The sequence below is a fragment of the Chryseobacterium sp. KMC2 genome (assembly GCF_016756935.1).
In the GTDB taxonomy this organism is placed as follows: Bacteria; Bacteroidota; Bacteroidia; order Flavobacteriales; family Weeksellaceae; genus Chryseobacterium; species Chryseobacterium rhizosphaerae.
This window is the reverse complement of record NZ_JAESIT010000007.1, coordinates 40,365-58,542: the sequence shown is the minus strand read 5'-3', so window position 1 is coordinate 58,542 and position 18,178 is coordinate 40,365. Positions and strand designations below refer to the sequence as shown.

At 36.9% G+C, this 18,178-nt stretch carries 15 protein-coding genes; 3 read left to right on the top strand and 12 right to left on the bottom strand.

Going from position 1 to position 18,178, the window contains the following annotated elements:
• Positions 1-95: 95 nt before the first annotated feature.
• Positions 96-1,511 carry an aldehyde dehydrogenase family protein gene (locus tag JML65_RS09885; protein WP_202270715.1) on the bottom strand — a complete coding sequence of 472 codons (1,416 nt, stop codon included), beginning with the start codon at positions 1,509-1,511 and terminating at the stop codon, positions 96-98.
• Positions 1,512-1,964: 453 nt separating this feature from the next.
• Between JML65_RS09885 and JML65_RS09880 the strand changes: the two genes are divergently transcribed.
• Positions 1,965-2,573 (top strand): DUF1062 domain-containing protein, encoded by a 609-nt coding sequence (locus JML65_RS09880; RefSeq protein ID WP_202270713.1) that lies wholly within the window; start codon positions 1,965-1,967, stop codon positions 2,571-2,573.
• A gap of 107 nt (positions 2,574-2,680) precedes the next feature.
• Here the strand turns inward: JML65_RS09880 and JML65_RS09875 are convergent, their stop codons facing one another.
• Together JML65_RS09875 and JML65_RS09870 are read right to left on the bottom strand one after the other, a co-directional pair.
• Positions 2,681-3,595 (bottom strand): PhzF family isomerase, encoded by a 915-nt coding sequence (locus tag JML65_RS09875; protein ID WP_202270712.1) that lies wholly within the window; start codon positions 3,593-3,595, stop codon positions 2,681-2,683.
• 89 nt (positions 3,596-3,684) lie between these two features.
• On the bottom strand, positions 3,685-4,803 hold the full coding sequence (locus JML65_RS09870; RefSeq protein WP_202270711.1) for an FAD-dependent oxidoreductase: 1,119 nt from the start codon (positions 4,801-4,803) through the stop codon (positions 3,685-3,687).
• A gap of 94 nt (positions 4,804-4,897) precedes the next feature.
• On the opposite strand from JML65_RS09870, the gene JML65_RS09865 reads away from it, so the two are divergent.
• Positions 4,898-5,854, top strand: coding sequence for a helix-turn-helix transcriptional regulator (locus JML65_RS09865; RefSeq protein ID WP_202270710.1), 957 nt, complete (start codon positions 4,898-4,900; stop codon positions 5,852-5,854).
• 107 nt (positions 5,855-5,961) lie between these two features.
• On the opposite strand, the gene JML65_RS09860 is transcribed toward JML65_RS09865, so the two are convergent.
• The 9 genes from JML65_RS09860 to JML65_RS09820 form a co-directional block, all read right to left on the bottom strand.
• Positions 5,962-6,363: a DoxX family protein gene (locus JML65_RS09860; protein WP_115920856.1), complete on the bottom strand. Its 402-nt coding sequence runs from the start codon at positions 6,361-6,363 to the stop codon at positions 5,962-5,964.
• Between the two features lie 11 nt (positions 6,364-6,374).
• Positions 6,375-6,995: a hypothetical protein gene (locus JML65_RS09855; RefSeq protein ID WP_202270709.1), complete on the bottom strand. Its 621-nt coding sequence runs from the start codon at positions 6,993-6,995 to the stop codon at positions 6,375-6,377.
• Between the two features lie 65 nt (positions 6,996-7,060).
• Complete coding sequence (locus JML65_RS09850) at positions 7,061-7,660, bottom strand: Crp/Fnr family transcriptional regulator (protein WP_084084538.1); 600 nt, start codon at positions 7,658-7,660, stop codon at positions 7,061-7,063.
• Positions 7,661-7,941: 281 nt separating this feature from the next.
• On the bottom strand, positions 7,942-8,259 hold the full coding sequence (locus tag JML65_RS09845; RefSeq protein WP_237390832.1) for a hypothetical protein: 318 nt from the start codon (positions 8,257-8,259) through the stop codon (positions 7,942-7,944).
• 119 nt (positions 8,260-8,378) lie between these two features.
• On the bottom strand, positions 8,379-8,726 hold the full coding sequence (locus JML65_RS09840) for a DoxX family protein (protein WP_047496164.1): 348 nt from the start codon (positions 8,724-8,726) through the stop codon (positions 8,379-8,381).
• Between the two features lie 182 nt (positions 8,727-8,908).
• A complete protein-coding gene (locus JML65_RS09835) occupies positions 8,909-9,385 on the bottom strand; it encodes a hypothetical protein (RefSeq protein ID WP_228450375.1) in 477 nt (158 codons plus the stop codon).
• Positions 9,386-9,506: 121 nt separating this feature from the next.
• Positions 9,507-10,703, bottom strand: coding sequence for an MFS transporter (locus JML65_RS09830; RefSeq protein WP_202270707.1), 1,197 nt, complete (start codon positions 10,701-10,703; stop codon positions 9,507-9,509).
• Positions 10,704-10,818: 115 nt separating this feature from the next.
• Positions 10,819-11,430: a response regulator gene (locus tag JML65_RS09825; protein WP_202270706.1), complete on the bottom strand. Its 612-nt coding sequence runs from the start codon at positions 11,428-11,430 to the stop codon at positions 10,819-10,821.
• Positions 11,431-11,434: 4 nt separating this feature from the next.
• Positions 11,435-14,443 (bottom strand): sensor histidine kinase, encoded by a 3,009-nt coding sequence (locus JML65_RS09820; protein WP_202270705.1) that lies wholly within the window; start codon positions 14,441-14,443, stop codon positions 11,435-11,437.
• 820 nt (positions 14,444-15,263) lie between these two features.
• On the opposite strand from JML65_RS09820, the gene JML65_RS09815 reads away from it, so the two are divergent.
• Entirely contained in the window at positions 15,264-17,996 is a 2,733-nt protein-coding gene (locus tag JML65_RS09815) for a sodium-translocating pyrophosphatase (RefSeq protein WP_202270704.1), read from the top strand.
• Positions 17,997-18,178: the final 182 nt, after the last annotated feature.

The following is an 18,178-nucleotide window of genomic DNA, read 5'->3' as shown; positions in this document are numbered from 1 at the left end:
ATTGATTCTTATTCAAACTTACAAACTTTTTCCCCATTACAGGAACGTATAAAAAGTTTATTCCTTACAGCCTGGCTGCAAGGAATAAACTTTTGTTATGCTAAAATAGCTTTGGGTTCTAAATAGGCTTCCAATCCAAAAACACCATATTCACGGCCGATACCGCTTTGTTTAAAACCACCGAAGGGAGCAAGCGGATCATGGGCAAATCCATTAATGCAGATTCTGCCTGCATCAATCTGAGCGGCAACATGTTCTGCATGTTCTTTGCTGGAAGAACTGATGTAGGCGGCTAATCCATAAGGGGTGTCATTCGCGATTTTGATAGCTTCCTCTTCGTTTTGATAAGGAATGATAGATAATACAGGACCAAATATTTCCTCTCTGGCAATACGCATATCATTACGAACATTTGTAAAAATAGTGGCCTTTACAAAATGACCATCCTCAAGACCTTCAGGTTTTCCTTCGCCTCCTGCCAGTAGGGTAGCACCCTCGCTTTGTCCCAGTCTGATGTAAGTCTGTACCCGCTCATATTGTTTTGCACTGACCATGGGACCAACGGTGGTATCTTCTTCATTTGGCTGTCCTACTTTCACATTCAGGACAGCCTGTTTTGCGAGCTCGTTGACCTGATTCAGTTTATTTTGAGGAACGAGCAGACGGGTAGGGGCGATACATGCCTGTCCGTTATTCATATAAGCTCCAAAAACAGCCATGGGAATAGCCTTGTCAAGATCTGCATCCTCCAGAATAATATTAGGAGATTTTCCACCAAGTTCCAGGGTTACCCTTTTCATGGTATCCACTGCTCCTTTAGCAATGGTTTTTCCAGTAATTGTGGATCCTGTGAAAGATATTTTAGCAATATCAGAATGATTTGTAATTTCAGTTCCTACTACATTTCCTAAACCATTAACCATATTAAAAACACCCTTTGGTAATCCGGCTTCATGGAAACATTCTGCAATTAGCTGGGTTTGTTGGGCACTCATTTCACTGGGTTTGATCACTGCCGTACAGCCGGCAGCGATTGCTGTAGCCAGCTTATTGCATATAAAGCTGTTGCTGGCATTCCATGGAGTAATAATTCCTACCACACCTAATGGTTCAAAACGTACTTTTGAATGTCCTGCGGTTCTTTCAAAGTCAAATGATTCCAGTATTTCAATAGTGGTTGTAAAAGCGGAAATGGCATTTTGTACACTCATTTTACAAAACTGAAGAGTGCCCCCATATTCTTTAACCATGGTGGATACTAGTTCTTCTTCCCGCTTGCTGACTGCTTCATGAAGCTTTTTCAGTAACACAATACGTTCTGCTTTGGTCGTCTTTGAAAAGGTTTTAAAAGCTTCTCTTGCTGCAGCAATGGCCGCTTTGGTATCTTCTTCATTTCCCAATATCACTTCTCCGGTTTTCCGGTTGGTCGTAGGATCAATAAGATCAAAAGTATCTGTCCCTTGTGGCGAAACAAATTCGCCGTTGATGTAAATTTTATTAATCTGTATCATTTTGTTTGATTTTAATACCACAAAGTTCGTCCGAAATACAAAAGATAATTTTGTTGTACAGTTCAATTTTTGTTTGTTGTATGGTTCATTGTGATTTCAATAGATACAAGTACCTGAGCCTAATACTGATAAACATTAATTTATTTTTCAGCTGTTTGATAAATATTCACTATTTTTACTTCATTAATATAAATAGATCAACGTTTTGGGAACGACTCGTAAACCTATATTCGCTTAGTATCAGCCTCACAAGCCACAGGCTGATCATTCTTTTGTTCAGGTAATTCTACCTGAGCAGGTTTTCATTTAAACATAGTATTCATTTCGTTGCTTTCTTAGAAGCAACAAAATCTGATATTTCAGCTTTTGATCCATGATCTTAATGCTGTAATTCCTTTGACTGCTATGTTAAAACTTAACTAAAGAATACTAAGCACGATTATAGAATAAGTAATGAGTCAGCAATATATATGGGAGGTAAAAGCTAAAAATACTCCCCTCTTAAAGAAGAAATGCAGTCATTGTAATAGCGACAGGTTTTATTGCAGTGATAAATTCAGACTGAACGCTCAAAAAAAGAATATTGATATCTGGTTGATATACCGATGTGTACAATGTAAAAATACCTTTAATATGACCATTTTCTCCCGCGTCAGAACAGAATCAATAAGCAAACCCCTCTTCATTAAATTTTCAGAAAATAATACAGAAACGGCCTGGGAATATGCATTTTCCCTCGAAACAAGAAGAAAAAATAATGTTGAGTATGATGCGGAGAGTGTCGAATATGATATACAACATCCCACACTGGATGATATTTTAAATTCCGGGTATGAAATACTACCGGTTACACTTAAATCCCCTTTTGATTTTAGTCTTAAAGTATATTCTGTGATCCGGATATGTTTAGGTCTTTCTGTCAGTAAATTAAATCAGCTGATAGAAGCTGATGCCTTATCTTTTCAGGGTAAGTCTATACAGAAGAGTCATAGAATTAAGGATGGAGGTATTGTGTATATTGATATAGAAAAATTCAGAAATATTTGTTTTGAAAACGGATAGAATTTCAGTCATAATTCAATCTGACAAACAGAGCCTCCGGATCAGTAGTCCGGAGGCTTTTGTTATTGAAATATTTTATTTTTTACGATGTTTTGTGGTCGAAAATATTAGATATGCATCACAGTCCTGAATACATTTACGGCATTGCCTGTAATACTGACAATATCGGGAATAGCACTGTCTTTTAGCTTAACTTCCACCTGCACTTTTCCAATACGGTTGATAGCTTCGCCCTGTGTCCCTGTAAATTGGAAAGTATTGTCGGCAGTACTGATGATTTTATTTTGAATAAGATAGCCTCCCAAAGGTCCATTGGCATTTCCGGTAACAGCATCTTCTGAAATGCCGATTGCCGGGGCAAACATTCTTCCATAGGTCAGGATTTCCTTATCATCGGAATCAAAAGTAAATACAAAATAGCCATTGCAGCTGATCACTTTACTCAGGTGGGTTAAAGCCATAAGATCGGGCTGAAGATGATTTAAAATGTTCCGGCTTTTAATACCGATCATAACCTTTGAGTGGCCTGTCGAAGCAATTTGTACAGGGCATTTCTCATCAAGATCTTCCATTGTCAATCCTAATGCATGAACAATATTTTGTGTTGTTAGCGGATCAAAGATGGGGTTTAGCTCAAAACGTCCCTGTGTCATTGTGATTTGATAATCGTGATCCTGTTTTTCAATCCTAATAGGTAAAATTCCGATTTGGGTCATTATTCTGATGGTACAGGATTCCAGCTGATCTTCCATTGCTTTTGCATATAATGCCGCAATAGTGGCATGTCCGCAGGAAGGAACCTCTGTTGTTGGAGTAAAATACCTTACATGGTATTCGAAATTTTGTTCCAGAGTAGTGGGACGGAAAACAAATGCTGTCTCTGAATTGTTGAGTTCCCGGGCTATCAATTGCATTTCTGCAGTGGTCAGATTTTCAGCATTTAAAACTACCCCCGCAGGATTTCCTTTGAATTTTTCTTTAGTAAAAGAGTCAATTTGATACACAATTACTTCCTTCATCATACAATATTAAGTTCAACGTAAAGGTAAGGATAAATGTGTTGTAAAATGCCTTTTTTCAGAGGTATATTTGCGTTTTTAGAACAAATGATCTAGTTGATTAACTGGGTAAAAGAAAAATCAGGATGGCGCATTTCTATTTCATTTCTGGAAGATGAAATCTGGGCTTCGGAAGCATAGATAAACATTTGCTGTTCGTAGTCATTAATAGCTGTCTGTAGAGAATCATAGCTTCCGCCAGTGAGATTTCCGGATAATATGAGAGCATCCATCAATCCTGTATTGACGCCCTGGCCGGCAAAAGGAGGCATAAGGTGAGCAGCATCTCCGATAAGGGTTATTGGTAAAGGGCGGTCGGTCTTCCAGGGGGCACTCAGCGGTAATTTTCTGGTTGGTAAGCTCAAAAAAGAAGGTGTCAGCTGAACCAGGTTTTGATAACGTTTGTCCCAAAGGGCGAAATTTTTCAGAAGAAATTTGCGGATATCGTCTGTATCCTGGAGATTATCTTCGGCATTATCAGGTTTTTTGAAGATTACACCATAAGTTAATGCACCGTTATTGTCAGGGTTTACGACCAATAGTTTACCCTGAAAAGCTGCCATCAGCCTGTTTCCGTTGCATAACTGATAAAATTCGGGACAATCTGTTTCAGGATGGGGAATATCCCCCTGAATAATGATGGTTCCGGTTTCTTCAATTGCTGTGTCAGTCACAAACTTCCTCATGGCAGACATACCTCCGTTAGCGCCAATGACAAGATCTGCTGTAGCTTGTAATCCGTTCTCAAAAAGCAGTAGCCATTTCCCGCCGCAAACCTTAAGGTCGATGCATTTTCTATCCCAACTTACTGAATCATGGGGTAAGCTTTCAAGGAGTATTGTTCTCAGGTTATTTCTGTTGATTTCAGGATTGTCAAACTGGTTTTCAGGGGTGATTGGTTTGGTGAACAAAGTTTTCCCTTGTTCGTCAGCGATGGTAATACCCATGGGTAAAGCGGTTTTATAATAAGCTTCCAGTAATCCTGCCTTTTTCATAGCTTTCTGTCCGGAATCTTTGTGCAGATCCAGCGTTCCTCCCCAGATTCTGGCCTGGGGATATTTATCTCTTTCATATACGGTCACTTCAATACCTTTTTGCTGAAGTAATTTTGCCATAGTCAGCCCAACAGGACCAGCTCCAATAATGGCTACTTTTTTGTCTCTGAGTAACATAATTGTTGTGCTATTAAATATGGATACAAATTTCTGTGTCATTTTAGAGATAAAATAATTATATTAGACTTAAAAATAGCTGTAAAAGACTTTTATGGATACGATTGATCAAACGGTTCCCCATATTCTGAAAAACCTGGCCGGTTTACTGGGCTCGGAAATAAAACAGAGAAAGCTGGAGATTCCATCCCGGTTTGGAAAAGGATATTGCACAGGATTGATCTTTAATAAACATATCCGGATGCTTATTAGTAATTATGAGCTGTATGAAGATCTGATCATTGAAAATCCGGATGTACATATTGCTAAAAGGATGCTCTTTTTTAAGTTTCAGCATATTTTTCCCAAAACAAAAATCTCTTCGGGAGGAAATCCAGCTGAAATGCCTTCTGTTATGGTGGCAACGAGCCGCCTTAATACCGATAAGTTTATTCCTATTCATTCTAATAAAAACACGATTAATATAGAAGTGGATGCGGATTACCTGAAAAGCTTGTTTCAGGTATCAGATCAGTCACCGGTACTGAAAAGCCTGGTGGAAAATACGGAACCCTTTCTATTTGAACATATGATCGATCCTTCTCTGCAAAATGTTGTCAATGAGATCATTTCTGAAGAGATAGATGAGACTTTTAAGCTGTTTTTTTTAAGACTAAAAGCTGAAGAGCTGATTTGCAGACTATTGATAGAATTGGAAAAGCGGAATGAAAAACATCTCTACGCACTGAATATCCATGATATTGAAACTATGTATATGATACGGGCAAAAATTCTTGAGCAATTGGAAATTCCTCCTGTTATAAAAGAGCTGGCTGCAGAAGCCGGAATGAGTGCTACCAAGCTCAAACGACTGTTCAGACAGATTTTTGGGAACAGTATTTTTAATTATTATCAGGAATTCAGAATGAAGGAAGCTGCGCTATTGCTGAAAGAGAAAAAGTATTCCGTTTCAGAAGTAGGATACAAACTAGGGTTCTCTAATCTGGGCCATTTTTCAAAAATATTTAAAGAGCACATCGGGATGAACCCAAAACAGTATTCAATGGTTTAAAAACTAAAACCACAAAGGCCGTTTCAAAAATGAAATGACCTTTGTGATAAAATTAAATCTGAATTTTAGGATTTGTCAGAATAAAAGGGGAATCCCTTTATCCGGTTTTAATCCCATCGAGTATGATTTGAAACGGCATATTTTCCGGCTCCGGTAAAGAAGAAACTCACTCCTATAAGTAAATAAATAGCAAGTAACTCCAGTGCCCAGCCTCCAAATTCATTCAGCTTAAATATATTTGCTGTTTGTGCCAGTATAATGGCTGTAAAGCAGTTTGCCGCAAAGATTATTCCTGCAAGACGTATCCGGAATCCTATAATGATCATAAGAGGGGCTATAATTTCACCTGCAAATACCCCATACGCAAAGAATGACGGTAAGCCGTGCTGGGTCATCATATCCTGAATAAATCCAATTCCGTGTATCAATTTATTAATCCCGTACACAGACATGGGAAATCCAATGGCAATTCTGCTGATCAGAATACCTAAATCAATGTTCTTTTTCATTTTATTATTATTTAAAAATTATATTTTACAAAAGCCCCGATGTTCTCCAATGTCTTTTTGCTATTATTAAACTGATCAAAATTGGAGGCTATACCATACATCATCTTATCCTGTTTTACGCCAAGCCGGATGAATTGTAACCCTCTCGGATAGCCGGTATTGTCAAGATTTCCAATAGCCAGGACACTGAAGTATCCTTTGAGGTTTTCCCTGAGCTGCGGGGTATATTCAAATGATACAGACTGTTCCAGGGAAAATCCTTTCTGATAAGTTGCACCTATAGAATAAGAGAAAGAGTAGGAGGGCTGAACCATCCGGTACTGAGCGTAAAGGCTGAAGAATGCACCTGGATTTTTCACTCCGAAAGCACCATTCAGACTGATTTTTTTAGTAAAACTATAAGCCAGGGTATTTCTTATAAAGAATATATTGTCTTGGTCCCTGGTGTATTCGGTATCAAATAAAGTAAGATTGTTTAATTTCAACCTCTCATTGATTTGATAGTTGACATTATGCATATAGGTGTAGGAACGGTGTCCCAAAACAAGGTCGGGAGTATAGCTAAGCTTCTGTGCATTCAGTTGGGTTGAAACCGCTGCAAGAGCCATGATCACTATTAATTTTGCCTTCATATTTCACTCATTAATTTTCTGTGAGCAAAATTATTCAGGGCTGTGCGGAATAAACTTAAGAAATCTTAAGAAAGGTCAGACAGGTGTTTTTTTCTAAGATAACTCAGGTATTCAACTGTAATTCCTAGGTAGGAAGCAATCATATATTGAGGAAAACGCTGCTCAATATTGCGGTAAGTGGTCACAAATGTCCTGTATTTTGTGTAGGCATCCACTCTGGAATGCTCAAATGTTCTTTCCTGCAGTGTAACATATGCACTCTGCATTTTCAGTCGCCAGAATTCAGAAATAGCAGGAACTTCTTTATACAGCAATTCCAGGTTATTCTTGCTGATCTGGATCACCGTAGTTTTTTCATTAGCCCGGATAAACATTCTTGATGGAAGCTCACTCAGATAGCTGTAAAGATCATTAACCCACCAGTTTTCAATACCCAGCTGCGTAATATTTTCTTTACCCTTTTCATCAATATGATAAGCATAGAGGCTTCCTTCTGCTATAAACCGCATACTTCTTGAAATCTGTCCTTCATGCAGCAGATAGTCTTTCTTTTTAAGCTGTATAATTTCTAATTTGGGAAGGATAGCATCAATATCAGAGTCTTTTAAAGGTACAATTTCTCTAAAATGTTCTATCAACTGTGAAATGATTATATCTGTATCCATAATGAAATTTTGAATTCTGCTTCGGTAAGAAAATCAACAGCAGAGGCACAAATGTAAGGAAATATTCAAAAATGAATTGTTGTAAATAGATTCCCAATACAGACCATCCGCTGGTTGTAAGTCAGTTTCTAATGCCGGCTATATACTGAAACAAATGATTACCTAAATATGGATTTGCAGATTTCTATAATTTAACGGAGATAGTAAATTGGATAGAGGTACTTTAGAGAAATAAGTTTTTTGTAAAGCCGTCTGATTAATGGAACGGCTTTTTATTGTACTTACTTTGCCTGTCCAATATCCAATCTTTCAAATTTACCTTCAGCATTTTTATGGAACTTAAAGAATACAGGAAATGTTCCCCATTGTCCGGCTTTAAAATTTCCGTAAATATCCTTTCCTTCATTTTCTATACGGTCTATGCTGAGAAAATATTCTTTACCTAGGGCTTTGGAGAAGAAAGTGGTAAAATCAACGGTATTGCCGTCGTCTGTCATCACTGGATTTTCTATAAAGAAGCTATACCATTTTTTATCTCCGGTTTGCAGTGCTTCTATGGCAGGGCGTACAGTTTCGTCTGTTATTTTTGATAAGTCCATTGTGTGTTGTTTTGATATAGAGGGTGTTGTCTTTTTTTGATTTTCTTTAACCTGTCCACAAGCGGTCAGAGAGAAGCTTGTCGCAAAAATGGTTATGAGTATATATTTTATCATCTCAGTTAAGTTTTAAGAGGATGTTGCAGGTAAACGATCAGAAGGTTAAGAAATAAAAAGGGAAGCTCAATGGCTACTCCTTTAAAATCTTTGTCCATAAGGTGAAAGCAGATAATCAGGAGGATACCCGCTGCCATCAGGAAATTTCCCCAAACAAATGTCCTGGGAAATAAAATCATCACTGAAGCCAGAATTGTAACAGCTCCATTGATCATGAGTGCTGTTCGGTTGAATCCCCATTTTCCGAACATCTCCATCATTTCAGGTTTTCCGGAAAACATAGCACTTCCTTGTTTGAATCCCATGAATACAGCTCCCAGGATAAGTATTGAACTAATAATCTTTAGAATCATAATGTGTATTTTATAAAATCAGCTGCTTTAAATAAAGCAGTATAACAAATATGCATGAAAAGAATGGTTTTTGAATGGTGAATTTTTCGGAAGTTACAATTCATTCTTATTCTAATGGGAGTAAAAAGATAAAAGCCACAATTTTATAAACTGTGGCTTCTACTACTAAGAACTATTTAATACTATTTTGTTTCCAGATAACCGTAATGTAATGAAGGCTCTTTCCCAAATAAACAGGAAAAAATATTCTGGAACTCATGGATATATTTGCATTTTATAGAATTGCCATATATTTTGAGCCCCTCCAGTATTTTCCTGGAACTCAGGTCTATATCGTATTTGATAAATGTTTCAGGTCTTTCATACCGTATTCTCTGATCTGAGCTGTATGTCCTTGAAAAACCGAGTTTTTCAAGCCACTCTTCCGTGATCTGAATAGGTTTAATGGAATCTGCCGGAACTGAAAAGCTCTGACTGTCATTTTCAATTTTAACAAAATAAGCTTGCTTCAAACTCTGAAAAATTTCAGTGATCGTATAAATCTGATTTTTGTACTCGACTAAATTTTTGATTTTAAGATCTGCTACGTTCATAATATTTTGGTTTTTAAAGGTGGTACTGGTAATATATAATTGAGCAAATACTATGCCTTGCATCATATTGTGAGCCAGTGTTTTAATGAAGATTGTGTTAAATATCACACCTAAAAGATTAATGAACTGTTAAAATGTCGATAGACACTATCTTTAGAGCATTTTTAATTCAATAGAAATATGGTATCTATGTGGTACTATGGGAAGAGGTATTGGCAGTAGCCAGTAAAAGAGCCAATATAATGGCAATGATAAGAACGGAGATAAATACATTCCAGGAAAATGAATGCAGGAGGTATCCGGTACCACTTCCCAGAATACTGGAGCCAAAATAATAAAATAACCAGTAAATAGAGGTGGCCGAGGACTTTCCGTGTTTAGCATGAAGTGCTGTCATCTGACTGGCCATAGTATGGGCAGCAAAAAAGGAGAGTGTAAATACTCCAAGTCCAAAGATGACCACATAAATATTTTCTGACAGCAGCAAGCCAATTCCACAGAGCATTAGAAGAATGAAGCTTTTCAGGATGTTATTTTTGGAAAACCTTTTAGAAAGCTTTCCCGTAATCATGGTACCAAAGACTCCGAAAGTATACATCAGAAATATAAAGGCAATGATAAAATGGCTTAATGAAAATGGTTTTGCTTCTAATCTGAAAGTAAGATAATTATAAACACTCACAAAAACACCCATCAGTAAAGCTGCAATGAAGTACAGCCTGAGCATATAGGAGTTCATGAGAAATCCTTTCATCTGCTTTACCTTTTGATGATAATCTGTTTTCTGAGGATTGAAAAATTTTGATTCAGGAAATAGTTTCCAGAAAATAAGACCCAGGATAAGACTTTCCACTCCAATGATGAGAACGGCATTGCGCCATCCGAATTCTCCGGCTGCAATGGTAGCCAATATTCTTCCACTCATCCCTCCAATAGTGTTGCCACTTAAATACATACTGATGGCAGCGGGCACTGCAGCGAGATAAACCTCCTCGGTAAGGTAGGCTAGGGCGACAGCAGAAACACCGGAAACTACAAATCCTTTCAGCACTCCAATTCCAATAAGAAGACTGAGACTGGGAATCCAGGTTGAAATAATAGTTAATAATGCTGATGAAATCAAAGAAAATACCATCAGTCGTTTTCTGGAATAACTGTCTGCCTTAAAAGCAAAAAACAATAATCCCAACGCCATTCCTATGGTAGATGAAGAAACGAGCAGAGAAGTATCACCAACGGTTACATTGAACTGCTCCGCGGCCATCGGGAGCATGGGCTGAAAAAGATAGAGCTGTGCAAATACAGAAAGCCCTGAAAAGAAAATACAAAGTTTTATATATCGGAAACGGCGGCTTCCCTGGTTTGCTTTTTCAGGTGAATTCATGATTTTTTGCAATTAAAATGCAGTTTTGATTATAGAAATTTTGGTTCTGCAAATTTCCTGATATTTTTCCAATCCTGAAAATGCTTATCTCAATGATTTTTATTGGTAAAACCAATTAATGCATCATCTCATATACCTTAATCAACTCTGCAATATTACTGACCTCCAGCTTCTGAAATATCCTTTTCTTATATGTACTTACGGTAGACATCTGAATACTGAGTTTATTGGAAATCTCCAGGTTTCCGTATCCGTCAGCTAACAGTTTAAAGATCTCATATTCCCTTGAAGAAAGCTTTTCTACAGGGTTGTCTCTCTTATTCTGAATGATCAGACCGATAAGTTCTGCAGGATAAAAATAACCTTTTTCAATCACTGTTTTCACTGCATTTTTAATTTCTTCCTCACTGCTTTGTTTGTTCAGGTAGCCTTCAGCACCTTCTCTGATGTACTGGATAGCCACATCCTGATCATATCCTGAAAACACAAGAATCTTTAGATCTTTCTGTATGTTTTTAAGTTCAGTGATCATTTTTTTATATTGAGTTCCGGGCATATCTATATCCAGGATCAGAAGATGATAATATTGAGAAATCAATGCTTCTTTTACCTGTTCATAATTTTCAGCAAAGTCTATTTTCAGTTCAGGATAGGCAGATTCAAGAACAAGGGCTGTTCCTGCTCTTACCACATAATGATCATCAGCAATTAAAATTCGTTCATTCATATAATTAGTTTTTTTTGAGGGTAATTTCTACAATGGTTCCTTTCGGGAAATTTTGACTGAAACTGATCTCAGCATTAATCTTTTTAACCAGATGGATGACCATATGCAGACCCAGTCCTTTACCTTTAAAGCTGGGTGTTTTCCATTTAGGATTTTTGAACAAATTCATATAAATGGCTATTTGTTCCGTAGACATTCCGGTTCCCGTATCATCTATTATGATAATGATTTTTTGGTCATCCTCTATAATATTAAGACTAATTTCTCCTTTAAATGTATTTTTTACGGCATTATCAATAACATTGTGGATAATAGCCGAAAGAATACTTTCACTCACTCTGCTGTTTATATTAGTCTCTGTAGAATTAATAATAACAGTTTCTCTTTCCTTTGCGATTTCCCAGAATAGTTTTTTCTTGATTTCTAAAATTCTGTTGACAGGATATTCCTGCTCTTCAAAAATGTTTTCGGCTTTATAAAGCTCTGTATATTCCTTTAAATTCAATGTAAACTGGTACAGCTGTTCAGAGGATTTGTAAATACTGTCAAAATATTTTTTCTGAAGCTCTACATCATCTGATTCATGAAGTTTTTGAGAAAGCATCGCAATAAACCTGATTGGAGTAGTGATGTCATGGCTAATGGTTTCCACCAGTTTTTTTTGATATTCTGTTTCTTTCTGCAAATCATTTTTTACCACTTCAAGCGTAAGGGAAGTTTCCTTAAGCTTGGAATTTTTGTTATGAACAATTCGCTTCAGGGCTTTGTTTTTTGTTCTTAGAAGATTGGTCATCAACATGATAATAATGATAATTCCTGTAAGAAAAATAATGGAAAGCAATATCTTAAATAACAGCGTTTGGAAAAAATAAGGTTCAATCCTGAATTGAACAGCCTTTTCTTCATATTTTCCATCCGGAGAGGCAAGTATCCTCACCTTTAACGTATAATCTCCCGGGCTGAGGTTACTGATGGTATATTTTAAATCTTTTCCCAAAGCCACCGCTTCCCAGTCCGATTCTTCCTCTCCCGAGATTTTGGCCTCTATATAAAGGTTTTCAAAATTAGAGAAATAAGGAATATCTATGAAAATATCAGCTGTTTTGTAATCATTCTTTAGATCGAGTACAGTATTAAAATAGACTGTTTCAGCATTACCGATTTTTGCTCTTTCTATATAGATTTTTTTTGGATCCGGATAATAGGTCTGAACCTGAGCCGGGTTGAAAAATACAAAACCATCCATGGAAGGGAATATAAATTCCCCATTTTCCAAAGCATAAGCATTGGGTTGCGAATTACCATTGAATTCATTAGAAGTAAAACCATCTTTTTTAGTGAAACGGTAATAGAATACCGGGCTTTTTCTGTTTTCGGCATACTGGATAAGTTGCTTTTTAGGAACTTTATACAGGCCGTTGTTCGAGGATATCCAATAAAACCCCTGTTGATCCTCAAGGATAGAATGAGCAGACTGCAAATAATTATTCCTGTCATTGGGCATTTTAACCAGTTTCCGGTCTTTAAAAAGGTAAAAGCCATTTTTGTTGGTCATAATCCAGATCAGATTATCCTTTGTTTTTACGATACTTTTTACAGAAATATTTTTGATTAACGGACGCACTGTATTTTTATCCAACATCAGCGAATACAATCCTTCATTATTGCCTACCAGAACCTGCCCCTCACGGTATTGAAAAAAAGCGGTGACAGGACTTTTAAAACTATAAATATAATCCGGCTTTGTAAATTGGTCCTTTTTAAAAATCTGAAGTTGGTATCGGGAAGAGTTTAACAGGGAAAGGGCATATAAATTTCCACTTTTCATAAAATCTTCAAACCCCTCTTTAATATAAGTGGAGTCTTTTTTCTTATACCCGGAATTTTTATAAAATCTTATGATACTCTTTCTCTTACGGATCAGAATATTACCCGAATTGTCGTACATCATAAGATAATTATCATTATTCCCGAACGCATACTTATGGACAATACCATTTTTCCCAAACTCAGTTCCGTCCTCCGTTATAATTGTATTGTTACTGAAGGGTAATGAGGCATTGGATACATTATTTGCAAAATCAGCTTCCTTTCGGGCCACATACATGTTTGAAAGATGAAGAATATTAAGCCCGTTATTCAAAGTACCAAGATAAAGATTGTTGAAATTTTTACCGTAATACATAGAGTAGTAGGAATGGCTGCCTATTTCCTTATACTTTACCAGAAACTTCAGAGAAGGTCCGTTTGGGCTTTCCTCTACAATATAAATATTATTCCTGTTGATGATAAATGACTGATTGGTAATCTGCTGCCAGTATATTTTAGTTTCAGGATCGTTAAAAAGACTTGGCTGGTCATAAATAGAAAGTTTTCCATGATGAATAGAATAGGTCTTTCTTGTCTGAAAATCATTAATGAAAAGAGTCTCATTAAGAACAAAAATACTGTTCAGGTCTTCATTGGTAAAAGGAAGTGATATTCTTGTTTCAATTCCCCTTTCATTTTTATAAATGATGGCATCTTTTTCCCTGAAAATATACTTTGAATTTTTAAGCTGTATAAAATACTGAACGTCATTATAAAAATTAGAAGAAATGGTATTGTTCGCAATTCTTTGTACCAGCTGATTTCCTTTTGTAAAAGAAACTCTATCGCCAGGGGTGAGCTTACTGAGCCTGGGAAATCTGTTTTTAATGATGATCTTATTCTCCTGAAAATTAGTAAGCGTTGTAATGCTGTCCCGAACAGGATCACCGATAAACATCCCGAAATGAAGGTTGTCTATTTTAAAATTATTAAACGTGACAAAGGAAATGCCGTCATACCGTACAAGCCCGTTTTCCGTAGATATCCAGATAAAACCGTATTTATCCTTGGCAATGGCCTTCGCACTGCTTTGTGGAAGTCCATTATCTATATTATACCATGTGGAAGTATAGCGCTGTCCGTAAATGTTTAAGTATAAGAAAGCAAAAAAAACTGCCCAAACCCTCATATGTGCAAAACTCATCTATGTTTCTTGCATATCAATGCAAAAATTTGTTAATATTAGTTTTTGTACAAGCCGAAGTTTTTTTTAAGATTGAGAATGATTGAAAATAATTTTTTGTCACTTAAGTTTTCTAGGTTTTGCGTTTTATCGTTAAACAAATTTGTTTTACGGCGTAAAAATAGTGAAATTATACAGATAAACCAGTATTTTTCGATTTGTTTTAATCTGTATTTTTTTTATAACCATTGATAATTAAACATATAATGCCTGTTTTATTTCTAATGATGGTGAATAAATATCCTTTAAAATTGGGGTTTATATTAATAATTTTAATCCAGAATAAGCTGAAATTATCCGATTTATTCCAGGTGATACTCGTTTTTACCCTGATAAATTATTGATAGCTAATAATTTCAACGCTATTGAATCTCAAATAGGTGATTTTTTATATTAAATGTTTATTTTTTATATTATTTAAAAAATGAATTAATATTATTCTTTTATTGGGTTTCTTGTAGTAATAATTTTACAAAATATAGGATGTTAATTCTATAGATAAATTTTGCATCAGTGAAATAAGATATATATTTTTGCAAAACAATTCCCAAACATCGATGAAGAGAGGTTTTTTAATAAAATAATGATTCTGAAAACACAAACGGTTCAACCTCCAAAACAAAGGGTCTCTTTTAAGAGATCTTTTTTGCTTTTTTAGACTTTGCCCTCTTTTATTTTTAAAATTCTTTTACTAAAGACTGTATGACTGTTATTTTTTTTAATGGTTTGATGATAATTATTTATTATATTTAATTTTCTATTACCAAAAAAATATTAAACTATGGATCTATTTATGTTAGTGCCAATTTTTGGTGTCGTGGCTTTGCTTTATACATTTCTTCAGAGTAACTGGGTCAGTAAACAGAATGCCGGAAACGAAAAGATGAAAACAATCAGCGGATATATTGCTGATGGTGCGATGGCTTTCCTAAAGGCCGAGTACAAGATTTTAACCTATTTTGTTATTGTAGTAGCTATTTTACTTGCAGTGATGGGAACCACCAATTCCAATTCACACTGGAGTATAGGAATTGCTTTTGCAGTGGGAGCTGTATTTTCGGCTCTGGCAGGCTTTATAGGGATGAAGATCGCTACAAAAGCTAATGTAAGAACTGCTGAAGCAGCAAGAACCTCACTTTCTAAAGCCCTTAAAGTCTCTTTCACTGGAGGTTCCGTTATGGGAATGGGTGTTGCCGGGCTTGCAGTACTAGGATTAGGGTCGTTATTTCTAATCATTAGACAGATCTTTGCACCGGATGCCGCCGTAGATTCACATGAGATGGAAAGGACGATTGAGATTCTTACCGGTTTTTCTCTGGGTGCAGAATCTATTGCTCTTTTTGCAAGAGTGGGTGGGGGTATTTATACAAAAGCAGCAGATGTAGGGGCTGACCTTGTAGGAAAAGTAGAAGCAGGAATCCCGGAAGATGATCCGAGAAATCCTGCTACCATTGCAGATAATGTAGGTGATAATGTAGGTGATGTGGCGGGAATGGGTGCAGACCTTTTCGGTTCCTATGTAGCCACGGTCTTAGCGACAATGGTGTTAGGAAGGGAAACGATTTCTGACGATTCCTTTGGAGGCTTCGCTCCGATTCTGTTACCCATGCTTATCGCGGGAACAGGAATTATATTTTCAATGATAGGAACTTTATTTGTGAGAATTAATGACAATGAAGGATCATCAACATCGAGTGTACAGAACGCTTTAAATCTGGGGAACTGGGGGAGTATTGTGATTACAGCTATTTCTTCTTATTTCCTGGTTACCTATATTCTTCCCGAAAAAATGATCCTCAGGGGGCATGAATTTACTAAAATGGGAGTGTTTGGAGCCATAATGGTTGGTTTAGTTGTAGGAACCCTGATGAGTATCATTACAGAATATTATACGGCTATGGGTAAAAGACCTGTTTCCAGTATCGTAAGACAGTCTTCTACAGGTCATGCCACCAATATCATCGGTGGGCTTTCTGTGGGGATGGAATCAACCCTGCTTCCCATTCTTGTGCTCGCAGGAGGAATTTACGGTTCTTATTTGTGCGCAGGATTGTATGGGGTGGCCATTGCAGCTGCCGGAATGATGGCTACTACTGCAATGCAGCTGGCTATTGATGCTTTCGGGCCTATTGCAGATAATGCAGGTGGTATTGCAGAAATGAGTGAACTTCCTAAAGAAGTTCGCGAGAAAACAGATATTTTGGATGCCGTAGGCAATACGACTGCAGCTACAGGAAAAGGATTTGCTATTGCTTCAGCTGCATTAACGGCTTTAGCCCTGTTTGCAGCCTTTGTAGGAATAGCCGGAATAGATGGTATTGATATCTACAGAGCTGATGTTTTAGCCGGATTATTTGTAGGAGGAATGATTCCCTTTATATTCTCTTCCCTTGCGATTACTGCCGTAGGACAGGCTGCGATGGCAATGGTAGAGGAGGTGAGAAGACAGTTTCGGGAAATCCCTGGAATTTTAGAAGGAAAAGCACAGCCGGAATATGAAAAATGTGTAGCTATTTCTACAGATGCCTCTATCAGGAAAATGATGCTTCCGGGAGCTATTGCTATTATTTCCCCATTATTGGTCGGATTTATTTTTGGTCCGGAAGTTTTAGGAGGATTTTTAGCCGGTGCTACCGTAAGTGGTGTTTTAATGGGCATGTTTCAGAATAACGCAGGGGGAGCCTGGGATAATGCTAAAAAATCATTCGAAAAAGGAGTGGAAATTAATGGGCAGACTTATTACAAGGGTTCTGAACCTCATAAAGCTTCCGTAACAGGAGACACTGTAGGAGATCCGTTTAAAGATACGTCGGGGCCTTCAATGAATATCCTGATCAAATTAATGTCCATTGTTTCATTGGTCATTGCACCCACATTAGCGGTGTTGCATAAAGATAAAATTGAATCCAATAGAAAAGCAAAGCTGGAAAGCTTAACCAGGGCGGATATAGATCACGGAGGCAGAAACGGAGTAGATTCTGTATATGTTTCAGCTCCTAAAGAAGTAAAAGGTCATCTTAATGAAAGCGGAGACTTTGTTTATGAAACTGGGGCTATTCAGAAGCTGAATTTAAAAGGAGGAAAAATCATTGCAGTAGGAGAAGGAAGCCAGATCTACCAGTTATATCAATCCATAAAAAAGAATGACCAGTCTATTGTAGATCCTAATAAATGGTATACTATAGAAAACCTTTATTTTGAAACCGGATCAAGTGATCTGAAAGCCGGCTATGAACTGCAACTGAACAATCTGGCAGAAATTTTAAATGCATATCCTGACCTTAAAATCAAGCTGGGCGGTTATACAGATAACAGTGGAAATGAAGAAACTAACCAACGGTTATCTAACCTGAGAGCACAGACTGCAAAACTGAAACTCTTGGAATTGGGAGTGCCCTCAGACAGGATAGAAGCTGAAGGATATGGTTCGCAGCATCCGATTTGTGAAGCGAACGATACCGATGAATGTAAAGCTAAAAACAGAAGAATTGATGTAAGAGTACTTGCTCTTTAAAATTCAATTGAATATAATTAAACACTGCTTCGGCAGTGTTTTTTTTGCTTTATAAACGAGTCAGTTTTAACATATTGAATACGGAAATTGAGGTTGGGTTCTTAGAACATGATGAGCTGGGGTAAATTTGATCATAGCCAGTCTGCAGATCAATGAAATCATCTGTGTAAATCTGCACTTAA